This is a genomic window from Halosimplex marinum (assembly GCF_051414075.1).
Taxonomy (GTDB): domain Archaea; phylum Halobacteriota; class Halobacteria; order Halobacteriales; family Haloarculaceae; genus Halosimplex; species Halosimplex marinum.
Window position 1 is genome coordinate 13,574 of sequence record NZ_JBLKNY010000005.1, and the last position, 12,570, is coordinate 26,143.

General features: G+C 71.7%; 13 protein-coding genes. 10 read left to right on the forward strand and 3 right to left on the reverse strand.

Going from position 1 to position 12,570, the window contains the following annotated elements:
* Positions 1-29: 29 nt before the first annotated feature.
* From ACMGFI_RS13365 to lwrS, 4 genes are all read left to right on the forward strand, one after another.
* Positions 30-692 (forward strand): precorrin-2 dehydrogenase/sirohydrochlorin ferrochelatase family protein, encoded by a 663-nt coding sequence (locus tag ACMGFI_RS13365; protein ID WP_436910259.1) that lies wholly within the window; start codon positions 30-32, stop codon positions 690-692.
* Positions 689-2,005 carry a glutamyl-tRNA reductase gene (hemA, locus tag ACMGFI_RS13370; protein ID WP_436910260.1) on the forward strand — a complete coding sequence of 439 codons (1,317 nt, stop codon included), beginning with the start codon at positions 689-691 and terminating at the stop codon, positions 2,003-2,005. Before ACMGFI_RS13365 ends, hemA begins: the two co-directional genes overlap by 4 nt.
* Positions 2,006-2,182: 177 nt before the next feature.
* Positions 2,183-2,458 carry a 4a-hydroxytetrahydrobiopterin dehydratase gene (locus ACMGFI_RS13375; protein WP_436910261.1) on the forward strand — a complete coding sequence of 92 codons (276 nt, stop codon included), beginning with the start codon at positions 2,183-2,185 and terminating at the stop codon, positions 2,456-2,458.
* Position 2,459: 1 nt separating this feature from the next.
* Complete coding sequence (gene lwrS / locus ACMGFI_RS13380; protein WP_436910262.1) at positions 2,460-2,870, forward strand: LWR-salt protein; 411 nt, start codon at positions 2,460-2,462, stop codon at positions 2,868-2,870.
* 60 nt (positions 2,871-2,930) lie between these two features.
* On the opposite strand, the gene ACMGFI_RS13385 is transcribed toward lwrS, so the two are convergent.
* Positions 2,931-3,617: a YIP1 family protein gene (locus tag ACMGFI_RS13385; RefSeq protein ID WP_436910263.1), complete on the reverse strand. Its 687-nt coding sequence runs from the start codon at positions 3,615-3,617 to the stop codon at positions 2,931-2,933.
* A 130-nt stretch (positions 3,618-3,747) separates the two neighbouring features.
* On the opposite strand from ACMGFI_RS13385, the gene ACMGFI_RS13390 reads away from it, so the two are divergent.
* Entirely contained in the window at positions 3,748-4,380 is a 633-nt protein-coding gene (locus ACMGFI_RS13390) for an HAD family hydrolase (protein WP_436910264.1), read from the forward strand.
* A 480-nt stretch (positions 4,381-4,860) separates the two neighbouring features.
* Here ACMGFI_RS13390 and ACMGFI_RS13395 read toward each other — a convergent pair whose 3' ends face one another.
* Together ACMGFI_RS13395 and ACMGFI_RS13400 are read right to left on the reverse strand one after the other, a co-directional pair.
* The gene (locus tag ACMGFI_RS13395) at positions 4,861-6,798 is read right to left on the reverse strand and encodes a molybdopterin biosynthesis protein (protein ID WP_436910265.1); all 1,938 of its coding nucleotides are present in this window, start codon (positions 6,796-6,798) and stop codon (positions 4,861-4,863) included.
* On the reverse strand, positions 6,795-8,036 hold the full coding sequence (locus ACMGFI_RS13400; protein ID WP_436910266.1) for a molybdopterin molybdotransferase MoeA: 1,242 nt from the start codon (positions 8,034-8,036) through the stop codon (positions 6,795-6,797). Before ACMGFI_RS13400 ends, ACMGFI_RS13395 begins: the two co-directional genes overlap by 4 nt.
* Positions 8,037-8,143: 107 nt before the next feature.
* Here ACMGFI_RS13400 and ACMGFI_RS13405 point away from each other — a divergent pair, with 107 nt between their 5' ends.
* The 5 genes from ACMGFI_RS13405 to speB all read left to right on the forward strand — a co-directional run bounded on the left by ACMGFI_RS13405 (position 8,144) and on the right by speB (position 12,558).
* Positions 8,144-8,497, forward strand: a complete 354-nt coding sequence (locus ACMGFI_RS13405) for an Hsp20/alpha crystallin family protein (RefSeq protein WP_436910267.1) — start codon at positions 8,144-8,146, stop codon at positions 8,495-8,497.
* A gap of 7 nt (positions 8,498-8,504) precedes the next feature.
* Complete coding sequence (locus tag ACMGFI_RS13410) at positions 8,505-10,169, forward strand: ABC1 kinase family protein (protein ID WP_436910269.1); 1,665 nt, start codon at positions 8,505-8,507, stop codon at positions 10,167-10,169.
* A 42-nt stretch (positions 10,170-10,211) separates the two neighbouring features.
* Positions 10,212-11,285 carry an aminotransferase class I/II-fold pyridoxal phosphate-dependent enzyme gene (locus ACMGFI_RS13415; protein ID WP_436910271.1) on the forward strand — a complete coding sequence of 358 codons (1,074 nt, stop codon included), beginning with the start codon at positions 10,212-10,214 and terminating at the stop codon, positions 11,283-11,285.
* Positions 11,286-11,377: 92 nt separating this feature from the next.
* A complete protein-coding gene (locus ACMGFI_RS13420) occupies positions 11,378-11,752 on the forward strand; it encodes a translation initiation factor IF-5A (protein WP_135362945.1) in 375 nt (124 codons plus the stop codon).
* The gene (gene speB, locus ACMGFI_RS13425) at positions 11,752-12,558 is read left to right on the forward strand and encodes an agmatinase (RefSeq protein ID WP_436910272.1); all 807 of its coding nucleotides are present in this window, start codon (positions 11,752-11,754) and stop codon (positions 12,556-12,558) included. The genes ACMGFI_RS13420 and speB overlap by 1 nt, the downstream gene beginning before the upstream one ends.
* Positions 12,559-12,570: the final 12 nt, after the last annotated feature.

The following is a 12,570-nucleotide window of genomic DNA, read 5'->3' on the forward strand; positions in this document are numbered from 1 at the left end:
CGACGGAGACGACACACCGAGATCCAACCGTGATTCCACTGCTCCACGACTTCGACGGCGAGACGGTACTGGTGTTCGGCGGCGGGCGCGTCGGCGCGCGCAAGGCCCGGCGGTTCGCCCGCGAGGCGCGCGTGGTCGTCGTCAGTCCCGAGTTCGTCGACGTTGACGGCGACGGCTCGCCGTTCGGCGGCGCCGAGCTGGTCCGCGCCGCGCCCGACCCGGACGAGGTCGATGGCTGGTTCGACCGCGCCGACCCCGCGCTCGTCGTCGCGGCGACCGACGACGGAGGGCTCAACGAGCGGATCGAGGCGGTCGCCCGCGACCGTGGCGTGCTCGTCAACCGGACGGACCAGCACGGCGGGCGCGACCCCGGTAGCGTGGTCGTGCCGGCGACCGTCAGGGACGACCCGGTCGTCGCGGCGGTGGCGACCGGCGGCGCGAGCCCGGCGCTGAGCCGGCTGCTGCGCCAGCGGATCGAGACGGAGATCGCCGACGCGGGGGCGATGGCCGAGTTGACCGGTGAGGTCCGGGCGGAGTTGCAGGCGGAGGGCGTCCCGCCGGAGGAGCGCCGGGCGGCCGTGCGGGCGGTTGTCAGGTCGGACGCGGTTTGGAAGGCTTTAGATACCGGGAAGACGAAAGCTCGGCAAGTGGTAGCGGACGTGATCTCGGACGTGACAGGTGAGACAGCGTGACGGTCGGCACGGGCGTCATCTCGGGCGCGAGCGTCGACATCGACCGCGCGACGGTCGACGAGCTCGAAGCGGCGACCGTCGAGAGCCAGCGCGCGGGCGTCGAGCGCCTGCTGTCGGTCCCCGCCGTCGAGGAGGCGTACGTCCTCCAGACGTGCAACCGCGTCGAGGCCTACGTCGTCACCGGCGACGGCCCCGACGGCCGCGCGGCGCTGACCGCCTTCTTCGAGGACGTACCGTCGGACGTGCTGGTCGAACTCGGCCACGAGGAGAGCCTGCGCCACCTCATGCGCGTGGCGGCCGGGCTCGAATCGCTCGTCGTCGGTGAGGACCAGATCCTCGGGCAGGTCGGCGACGCCTACGAGGACGCCCGCGCGGCCGGCGGCGTCGGCCGCCTGCTGGAGGAGGGCGTCACCAAGGCGATCCACGTCGGCGAGCGCGCCCGCACCGAGACGGCCATCAACGAGGGGTCGGTCTCGCTGGCCAGCGCTGCGGTCTCGCTGGCCGACGAGGAGGTCGGCCTCGACGGGACGGCGGCGCTAGTCGTCGGCGCGGGCGAGATGGGGCGGCTCGCCGCCCAGTCGCTCGCGCCGCGGGTCGACCGCCTCCACGTCGCCAACCGCACCGCCGAGCGGGCCGAACACCTCGCCGAGACCGTCGATGCCGACGCGACCGTCGTCGACCTGGCGGACCTCGACGAGGCCGTCGAGCGCGCGGAGGTGGTCGTCACCGCGACCGGCGCCGCCGACCACGTCTTCGAGAAGTCGACCGTCGCGGGCGCGGGCGAGACGTTCGTCGTCGACATCGCCCAGCCCCGCGACGTGGAGCCGACCGTCACGGAACTGCCCGGCGTGACCGTCCGCGACCTGGACGCCCTGCAGACGGTCACCGACGAGAACCGCGCCCAGCGCGCGGAGGCGGCCACCGTCGTCGAAGAGATGATCGACGTGGAGTTCGACCACCTGCTCGCCCAGTACAAGCGCAAGCGGGCCGACCGGGTCATCTCGGCGATGTACGAGAGCGCCGAGCGCGTCAAGGCCCAGGAGGTCGAGCGGGCCCTCGACGAGGCCGACTTCGACGCCGACCAGCGCGAGGTCGTCGAGGCGATGGCCGACGCCGTCGTCAACCAACTGCTCGCCGCGCCGACCAAGAGCCTCCGCGACGCCGCCGAGGAGGACGACTGGTCGACCATCAACACCGCCCTCCAGCTGTTCGACCCCGAGTTCGGCGAGGACGGCGAGGGCGGAGAGGAGATCCCCGAACACCTCCGCGACCAGATGCCCGACGCCGTCTTCGACCAGCTGAGCGACGACTAGCGGGCGTTTCTTTCGGGTTCTCTCTCGTCAGCATCGGACCGTCCGGACTTCGAGCAACTGCTGTCGTGACCGCGGTTTCCGTTCGAGTAGCGGTCGGCACGCCAACTCGGTTGAACGACGCACCTGCAGGAACACCTCGGCCGAACTTTCATGCGGGTACCGCTCCACGGCTCGAACATGGCAGACCTGCTATCCGACGAGGAGATCGAGGAGCGACTACCGGAGGAGTGGGAGCGCGACGGCGACGAGATCGTCCGGACCTACGAGTTCGACGCCTACCTCGACGGCGTCGGCTTCGCCGCGGGCGCGGGCGGCGTCGCCCAGGACGCCTTCCACCACCCGGAGATCACCATCAGTTGGCGCGAGGTCGAGGTCCGACTGACGAGCCACGAGGAGGGCGGGATCACCGACAAGGACGTCGAACTCGCCGAGCGGTTCGACGACCTGCGCTGAGATGAGTCGTGGGGACCAGGGGGAGGGAGACGGGCCGGCCGCGGCCTACGTCTTCCGGGTGACCGTGCGGCTCGACCCCGATGTCGAGGGGGTCTGGACCGAACCGGACACCTTCGAGACGACGGTGTTCAGGGCGGCCGACCCGCCGGGGGAGCCGGGGTGGCTGTACTTCCGGGACAACCTCTGGCGCGGGGAGTGCGGCGACGCGGCGCACATGCGCGAGGTCGCCGAGGACGCGCTCGGTATGTCGGTCGACAGTATCGACTTCCGGGAGTTGCGGACGACCCGGGCGTACCTGGACGACCTGCGGGCGGCGGTCGCCGACGACCTGGAGACGTTCAACGCCGACACCGTCGACGAGGCGCTGAAACAGTACCTCGGGAGTTCGATCCACGTCACCGACGAGGTCTGAGGGGCGGGATCGCCCTCGCGCTCGCAGACGGATTCACCCGCCCGGTCACTGATCCGGCGCTTACAGGAGTCCGAGCGCGCGCCCGGCGAGCACCGCCAGCGTCCCGACGGCGTTGATCGACGCGAGGACGCCGGGGAGCGCGACGGCCACGATCGCCTCCCGGCGGGAGAGTTCGCGGCCGTACTGGGCGGCGAGCACCCAGAGGGACACCATCCAGAGGGTGAAGACGGGTCTGACAGCGCTGGCGGCCACGTAGGCCGGCCGGTCCACGACTTCGGTGCGGGCCCACTCCTGAAGCGCGGCCTCGGTGGCGAACTCGGGGGCGCCGAGGAAGACGGCGGCCATCACGACGGCTCGCAGCGCAGTCGGGACGAGCGTCGGGACGAGCGTCCACCCGACGAACGCGAGCAGGCGGCGGAACGAGCCCTCGCCGTCGAAGTACAGCGAGACGAGGTAGGCGACGGCGGCGACGGCGAGCCACAGGGCGAAGTAGAGCCCGCCCGTGGCCCAGAGCGCGAGGACGATATCCCGCGGCGCCGAGACGCGCTGGCTGCCCGCCGCGTAGACGATCCGCGCCGCGTCCGCGGCGGTCACCACGTCGCCGACCGCCTGCAGGACGACGACCGTCCCCGCCAGCGCCAGGAGCGCGTGGGCGACGACCACCGCGGCCGGCCCGGCGAGCGAGTAGTCGTCCCGTCGCGCCGCGAAGAAGGCGCCCGGATCGGTCACCAGCGTCCGCAGGCTCATCGTCCCGTGTCTCGACCGTCCGGGGCTTAAATCCGCCCGGTCCGCAGCGGCGCGGACCGGCGACCGATGCCCGGCGCCGATCGTCCGTCAGAAGGTACTTAGGCGCCAGCGCCCTACAGAAGGGATCCCGATGGCCCGCGACGCCTACGACTTCTGGCTGTTCGACCTCGACGGCACGGTCGTCGACGTCGACCCGGACTACCCCCGGAAGGTAGTCTCCGAGGTCGGGGACCGGCTGGGCCACACCTTCACCGACCGCGAGGCGGAACTGCTGTGGTACGGCGTCGGCGGCGCCCGCGAGGAGGTGTTCGCCCGCAGCGGCCTCTCGCCCGACCAGTTCTGGGAGACCTTCCACGAGGTCGAGGACCCTCGCGCCCGCGCCGAGGCGTCGTTCGTCTACGACGACGCCGCCGAGTTCGTCGCCGGTCTCGACCGCCCGACCGGGATCGTCACTCACTGCCAGTCGTACCTCACCGAGCCGCTTCTGGAGTACCACGACATCGCCGACTGGTTCGACACCGTCGTCTGCTGCGACGACGAGGTCGGCTGGAAGCCCGACCCGACGCCGGTCGAACTCGCGATGAACCGCCTCGGCGTCGGGTACAACGGTCACGAGGGCGCCCTCGTCGGCGACGACCCCGACGACACCGGCGCGGCCTGGAACGCAGGCCTCGACGCCGTCCACGTCGATCGCGTCGACCCTATCGACCGCGGCCAGTGCGTCCTCGGCGACCGCCGGATCGACGGCCTCGACGAACTCTGAACGGTCGCTTCTCCACAGCCAGAACAGCCACCCTGGCGCGCGCTGGAGCGCGCTTTCATGCGCGCGACGGAACCGCGCGAGGGATGAGCACCGCAGCCTGCGAGGAGCGCAAGAGGCTGGGGAGGTGTGAGGCTCACACCTGCCCGGTCAACCGCCGTTTGAGACGACCGCGACGAGATTTCCCCTGGCGGACTGAAAGGGCGAGACGGGCTCGCGTCCACTGTAGTCGCCTGAGCGACCCCTATCCGCGCGGGCGGTGCCGAGAGCGCGGATATGTCGCTCAGCGACCGCGAGCGCGTCGAGGGCTTTCATCGCCTGTTGTTTCCCGGCGGTCGAATTTATTGCTAGCGAGCGCGCCGAGGGCTTTCACGACTTGCCGTTGAGTGCGGTTGCGGTTACTGCCAGCGAGCGCGTCCGAGACTCTCACCGTCTGTCACCGACTACGTTCCAATCGACGGAACCGGATCCCGGGACGGGCCCTCACTTGCGCTCGAAGCCGTCGAGGCCGTCCAGTACCGTACCAACGTCGCCCAACAGCTCGTCTAACTCCCGCACGCTCGCTTTCTCCACCCGCTCGGGGTTCGCCAGTACCCGAACGGACTGCGATCCCACGGGCACGAACCCGAGACCCAGCTTCGCCGCGGTCGCGCGCAGTCCGAGTCCCGCGCCGGCGTCCCCGGCGGCGACCGACCGGGCGGGGCTCTCGAAGGCCCGCGCGGCGAGGTCGAACCCCGAGATAGCCTCGATCGCTTCCCGCCGGTCGACGCCGCGCCCGGCGGCCAGCTCCGCGAGCGCGTTCGAGAGACTCGTGCGCAGTCCCGACTCCGGCCCCCGGTTCACGAACGACAGGTCGCGGTCCACCAGGTCCGCGAGTCCCGACACTCCCTCAGGGTTCCCCGCCGGAACCACTAGGCCCCACTCGCGGGACCAGCCGCCGAGTTCCGCCGCGTCCGCGACGCCCTCCTCGTCGGCGTCGAACGGGCCGGCGACGACGGCCACGTCGGCCAGCCCCTCCCGCAGCTCCCGCAGCCCGCCGCGGGAGCCGCGGGCGAGGTAGCGCGGCCGGTCGAGGCGGTCGAGCAGCCGCGAGAGCGCGGGGTCGTCCTCGCCCACACCCAGCAGGGTCGGCGGGCGCACGTCCGGCGAGAACAGGTCGACGGTCACCGCGTCGCCGGCCGAAAGCGCGTTCGTGTCGGCGGGCACGTCGACCACGCCGTCGGCCGCGGTGAGCGTCGTCGTCGCGCCGCTGCCCTTGTCGACCGGGTAGACGAGCCGCCGCCCGCCGGCGTTCTCGACCAGCCCCACGGCCAGTAGCCGGCGTCGCCCCTCCTCGGTACGCTCGCCGACGGCCATCTCGCCGTCGACCGTGGCCGTCCGGGGCTCCGGCAGTCCCGCCGACGACCGGATCACCGGCGCCACGAACGTCCGGAAGATGGTCAGCGCCGACACGGGGTAGCCCGGCAGGCCGACGTAGGCAGCGTTTTCGAACTCGCCGACGAGCATCGGCTTGCCGGGCTTGATCGCGACGCCGTGCAACAGGAGTTCGCCGCGGTCCTCGATGACGCGGTAGACCACGTCGACGGCGCTGGCGCTGGTCGACCCCGAGGTCAGCACGAGGTCGCAGTCGGCGGCCGCCTCGACGAGCGTCTCCTCCATCGCGGCCATGTCGTCGCCGACGTGGGGGTAGACCACGGGGTCGCCGCCGGCCTCCTCGACGGCGGTCGCCACGGCGTAGCTGTTCACGTCGTAGATCTGGCCGGCGCGGTGGTCCAGGTCGCCGCCCGGCCGGACGAGCTCGTCGCCGGTCGAGACGATGGCGACCCGCGGTTTCGCCCGCACCGGCACCTCGTCGACGCCCAGCGCCGACAGCAGGCCGACCTCGCGGGGGGTCAGCTCCGTCCCGGGACCGAGCGCCCGTTCGCCGGCGGCGATGTCCGCGCCGGCGAGCATGACGTTCTCGCCCGGTGTGACGGCCGTCTCGATACGGACCCGGCGGTCCATCTCGCGGTCCCGGTGGTCGCCGTCCGTTTCGCCCACCTCGACTTCCTCGGTCCGCTCGACGATCACGACGGCGTCGGCGCCCTCGGGCATGACGGCGCCCGTCGATATCTCGGCGGCTTCGCCCCCGTCGAGCGTCACGTCGGGGGACTCGCCGGCGTGGACGCTGCCGACGACCGGGAGGACTTCCGGGTCCGAGTCGGCGCCGTACGTATCGGACGCCCGCACGGCGTAGCCGTCCATCGCGGCGCGGTCGAACCCCGGCACGTCCAGCCCGGCGTCGACCCGCTCGGCGAGGACCCGCCCGCGGGCGTCTTCGAGGGGCACACGCTCGGTCCCCGCCGACAGGTCCAGCGAGGCGACGACCTCGCGGGCTCGCTCCGGGTCCGCGAGGTCGCGGAACTCCTTGCGGTCGCTCATACGGCCGCCTCCCAGCGGTCGACGGAAACCGTTTCGCCCGCGGCCGCGCGCTCGCGGTCGGCGCCGACGGCGACCCACCCGTCCGCCCGGGCGAGCGTCGACAGCGGTTCGTCCGCCACCGGCGAGGCGGTCGGAGGCTCGCCTTCCCCGTTCTCCCCTCGATCGAGTTCGACCGGGACGACCGACTCGACACCCTCGCCGCTCTCGATCGAATCGGCAAGTTCGGCCCCGACGGTCCGCGGCTCGGGCGGTTCGCGGTCGGCCAGCCGCGCCACTGCGGGGACGACGATTCGCGTCGTCGCGACGAACGCGGCGACGGGATCGCCGGGGATCGACACGACCGGGCGCTCGCGGACGACGCTCAGCGCGGTCGTCCCCGCCGGATCGAGCGCGACGCCGTCTGCCAGTACGTCGCCCAGGTCGGCGATGGCGTCGACGATCCGGTCGGACTCCCCGCTTCCGGTCCCGCCGACGGTCACGAGCAGGTCCTTCGTCAGGTCGCGCTCGACGGCCGGCCGGAGCGCGTGGGGGTCCGGTTCGACCGGATCGCGGAGCACGACCTTCCCGCCTGCCGCCTCGACGAACTCCGCGACGGTCGTCCCGTCGGTCTCGACGACCTCGCCCTCGCCCGGATCGCCGCCGACCAGGCCGCCGCCGACCGGGACGATCCCGACCGTCGGGCGCTGGCGGACCTCGACGCGGGTCCGCCCGACCGCGGTACAGAGTCCGGGGTCGGAGGGGCCGATCCGGTCGCCCGCGGCCAGGACAACCTCGTCGACCGCCACGTCGGCGCCGGTCAGGCGGACGCCCTCCCCGGGTTCGACGGGGTCCGCGACCGACAGTTCGGAGCCCTCGACCGTCTCCAGATCCGCTCCCCTCCCCGCAGTGGGAACCGCCTCGTGTCCGACGACGGCGTCGGCGCCCTCCGGGAGCGGCCGCCCGGCGTCGACGCGGACGGCCGTGTTCGCGTCCAGTTCGCTCCCCACGGCGATCGCGGCGGGGTCGCGCTCGGTCGCGTCCTCGGTGTCGGCCGCCCGGACGGCGAACCCGTCGCGGGCGACCTGGTCGAAGCCCGGGACCGGGCGGCGGGCGGCCACGGGCCCGGCGAGCGTGCGACCGACGGCGGTGCTGACCGGCAGCGTCTCGGTCCGGTCGACCGGGGCGAGGTGGTCGGCCAACCGCTCGCGCGCCGCCGCGAGCCCGACCCCCTCCGCCGTCGACCGGCGTCGTTCGTCCATACCCGGGGTTTCGGCGCCCGGCCAATAAGGGGTCGGGCGTCACCGTTCGGCTGCCTCGGACGGGTGCGACCGCGGGGTTTAACGCCGTCGCATCCTAAGCCCCGCTCATGTCAACGTTGCGTGATGCGCTCCGGGACCTGCCCGACGCGGTGTTCGCGGACGTGCTGGAGAGCGACGACGCGTACCTGCTGGTGATCGACCTGCCGGGCGCGACCGAGGCGACGGTCGACGCCGCGGTCGAGGGCAGTCGCCTGCGCATCGAGGCGCGCCGCGAGAAGGACGTGCCCGCCGACTTCGACTACGTCGAGGAGGAGCGCTCGCTGTTCCTCGACGTGGAACTGCCGCTCCCGCCGGGCGTGACCGGCGCCGGCGCCTCGGGCACCGTCGACCGGGGCGTCCTCGAACTCGAACTGCCGAAAGCGGAGGCCGCGCCGGAGACGCAGATCCCGATCGACGGCTGACTCTCACGTGAACCCACGCGCCTACTGGCGGTTCGTCGTCGTCACGTGGCAGTTCCTGCCGCTTTTGGTCGCCTACACGCGGGACCGCAACCGGTTCCTGTTCTTCGGCCGGAGCCGGTCGGTCTCGCCGGAGACCCAGCGCGAGCGGGCGCGGGTGCTGCTCGACACGCTGCTGACGCTCGGGCCGACGTTCATCAAGCTCGGCCAGCTGCTCTCGACCCGACCCGACATCCTCCCGCCGGAGTACATCGAGGAACTGGAGGAGCTGCAGGACCGGGTCCCGCCCGCCGACTGGGAGCGCGCCCGCGAGGTGCTGGAGGACGAAGTCGGCCCCGTCGACCAGACGTTCGAGGAGTTCGACACCGAGGCCATCAGCGGGGCCAGCCTCGGCCAGGTGTACTACGCGACCACGGAGAACGGCGAGGTGGCGGTGAAGGTGCGCCGGCCGGGCGTCGAGGACCTCGTCGAGTCCGACCTGCGCGTGATCCGCTGGTCGCTACCGATCCTGATGTACTTCGTCGACGAGTCCCGGTCGTTCTCCCTGCAGACGCTCGCCGACGAGTTCGACAAGACGATCCGCGAGGAGATGGACTACAAACGGGAGGCGGAGATGCTGACCGAGATCAAGGGCAACTTCGCAGACGACCCGCGGATCCGCATCCCGGCGGTCGACGAGGCCCGCTCGACAGAGCGGGTGCTCACCATGGAGTACGTCCCCGGGACGAAGATCACCGACATCGACGAACTGGACGACCGCCGGCTCGACCGGACGAAGCTGGCCGAGACGCTCCAGGAGGCGTACCTCCAGATGATCATCGAGGACGGCGTCTTCCACGCCGATCCCCATCCCGGCAACCTGGCGGTGCAGGACGACGGGACGCTGGTCTTCTACGACTTCGGGATGAGCGGCTACGTCGACCCGTTCATCCAGGACAAGATCGTCGACTTCTACGTCGCCGTCGCCGACCAGGACATCCAGGCCATCCTCGACACGCTCGTCGAGATGGGGACCCTGAGCCCGGAGGCCGACCGCAAGGTGATGGCCGACGTGCTCGAACTCGCCATCGCCGACGCCCGCGGCGAGGACATCGAGCAGTACCGCGTCCAGCAGATCGTCCAGCAGGTCGAGGACACCATCTACGACTTCCCCTTCCGCCTGCCCGCCAACCTCGCGCTCGTGCTCCGCGTGGCGACCGTCGTCGAAGGGGTCTGTGTCACGCTGGACCCCGATTTCGACTTCATCGACGTGGCGACGGGCTACCTCCGCGAGCAGGGTTTCCTCGCCGACACCGCCCGCGAGTACGTCGAGGACCGCGTCGACGAGGTCCAGGAGGCCACAAAGTCCGCCGTCCGCACGCCGCCGAAACTGGAGGAGGCGCTCGACCAGGCCATCAACGAGGACCTGCAGGTCGAGGTCGACCTCCGCGACTCACAGAGCCTCCTCGACCGGGTCGCGAAGCGACTCATCTACGGGATGGTGCTGGCCAGCGCCGTCTTCTCGTCGGCCGTCCTCGTCGCCTTCGAGCAGTTCGCCGCCGCCGCCGTCTCTGTCGGGTTCACGGCCCTCGTGGGCCTGCTCCTGTATCTCTCCTTCCGCGACCGCACGGGGATCCGCGCCCAGCCGCAGTTCACCCGACAGAGCATGCGCGAGCGCGACCGCGAACGGCGGTGAGTGTTTCCCGCCGCTTAACTGCCGAGCGACCGCGGGATCGACATGGACATCGAGCCGTTCGCGCTCGAACGCTGGCTGGCCGACCACGAGCACGGCGCGGCGGTCAACCTCGGCGACAGCGGGGTCCGACCGCTCGAAGCGGATCGGTTCGACACCGATCCCGGGACCCTGGGGTACGTCGTCCCGACGAACGGCGACCCGGACCTGCGCGAGCGGGTCGCCGACCGCTACGACCGCGGGGCCGACGAACTGCTGTTCACCTGCGGCACCCAGGAGGCGAACCTGCTGGCCGTCCTGGCGACGCTGGACCGCGAGAGCCACGCCGTCTGCGTGACGCCGACCTACCAGTCGCTGTACTCGCTGCCCGTAGCGGTTGCCGACGTGACGCGGGTGGAACTCGACGCCCCGGACTGGCGGCTCGACCCCGATGCGGTCGCCGACGCGGTCCGACCGGACACCGAGCTGATCGTGCTCAACAACCCGAACAACCCCACTGGTAGGATTCACCCGCAGGGGACCGTCGAGGCGCTCTACGACCTGGCGGCCGCCGCCGACGCGTACCTCCTCTCCGACGAGGTGTACCGGCCGCTCGCGGCGCCCGACGAACGGGTCGAACCGGTCGCGAGCATGGGACCGCACGGGATCAGCACCTGCGGGCTATCGAAGGGGTGGGGCCTGCCGGGCCTGCGGTTCGGCTGGCTGGCCGGCCCCGAGGAGGTCGTCTCCGACGCCTGGCAGTGGAAGGACTACACCACCATCTCGCCGTCGGCGTTCGGCCAGCACGTCGCCCGGCAAGCGCTCGACCGGGAGGGCGACCTCCTGGCGGAGAACCGCGAGCACGTCTGCCGGAACCGCGACCTGCTCGACGAGTTCGCGACCGAGCACGGCCTCGACTGGCACCTCCCCGCGGGTGCGACGGGCTTTTTGACCGTCCCTGACGGGTTCGACTCGGGCGAGGCGTTCTGCCGGGCGCTCGTCGACGAGGGCGTGGTGGTCGTCCCCGGCGAGACGTTCGACCGGCCGGGATACGTCCGCGTCGGGTTCGGCGCCGAGCGGGCGACGCTCCGGGAGGGGCTCGACCGGATGGCGACGGTGATCGGACGCGGGGAGCGCTAGAGTGGTCCTCGGAACGGCGGCGTCGAACGGCCGCGATTCCGGGCCGGAGGCGTTCCAAACCGTTTATACCGGTCGCTCGTTTACGCCGCGGTATGGCAACGAAGCAGGTTGAGGTCCGCGATCTGGACGAGGGCAGCTACGTCATGATCGACGACGTGGCCTGCAAGATCAACTCCTACAGTACTGCGAAACCCGGCAAACACGGCAGCGCGAAGGCCCGCGTCGAGGCCGAGGGCGTCTTCGACGGCAAGAAGCGAAACCTCTCCCAGCCGGTCGACGCGAAGATCCGCGTCCCGATCATCAACCGCAAGCAGGGCCAGGTCGTCTCGACCTCCGGCGACGAGGCGCAGGTCATGGATCTCGAGACCTACGACACGTTCACCATCGCGCTCCCCGACGGCGTCGACCTGTCGCCCGACGACGACATCGAGTACCTCGAGATGGAAGAGCAGCGCAAGATCGTCTGATGTTCCCCGGCGCGGACGCCCCCCGGGCCGAGGCCGACTACGCCCTCGTGGGCGCGCCGCTCGACGCCTCCACTTCCTTCGAGCCCGGCGCCCGCTTTGGCCCCGACCGCGTCCGCCGCTACGCCGAAGCCTTCGACGACTACGACCGCCACACCGACCGGCACTTCTCCGAGCTGGCCGTCCACGACCACGGCGACGTGGGCCCCACCGCCGACACCGAAGAGTATCTCACCTTCCTCCGGGGGACCTGCGGGGACTTCCGCGAGGCGGGGGCGGTCCCGCTGCTCGTCGGCGGCGAGCACACCGTGACCGTCGCCGGCGTCCGGGCGGTCGAACCCGACGTGTTCGTCTGTCTCGACGCCCATCTCGACCTCCGGGAGTCGTACGCGGGCGACCCGCTCAGCCACGCGACGGTGACCCGCCACGCCCTCGACGTGGCCGACCGCGCCGTGGTCCTCGGCGCCCGCACCGGCAGCGAAGCCGAGTGGGACCGGGCGAGCGAGGGGGACGTGCGCGCCGTCGCGCCCGCGGACGTGTCCGACTGGGAACCCGACTTCGACCCCGACGACTCGGTGTACCTCAGCGTCGATGTCGACGCCTTCGACCCCGCCTACGCCCCCGGGACGGGGACGAAGGAGCCGTTCGGCATCGAACCCCGGGAGGGGCGGCGAGTCGTCCGCGAGGTCGCGCCGCTCGCGGAGGGGTTCGACGTGGTCGAGGTCAACGACCGCGACGACGGCCAGGCTGCGGTGCTGGCGGCGAAGCTCCTGCGGGCGTTCGTCCACAGTCACGCCGCCGACCGATAGGTCGCGGGTGGT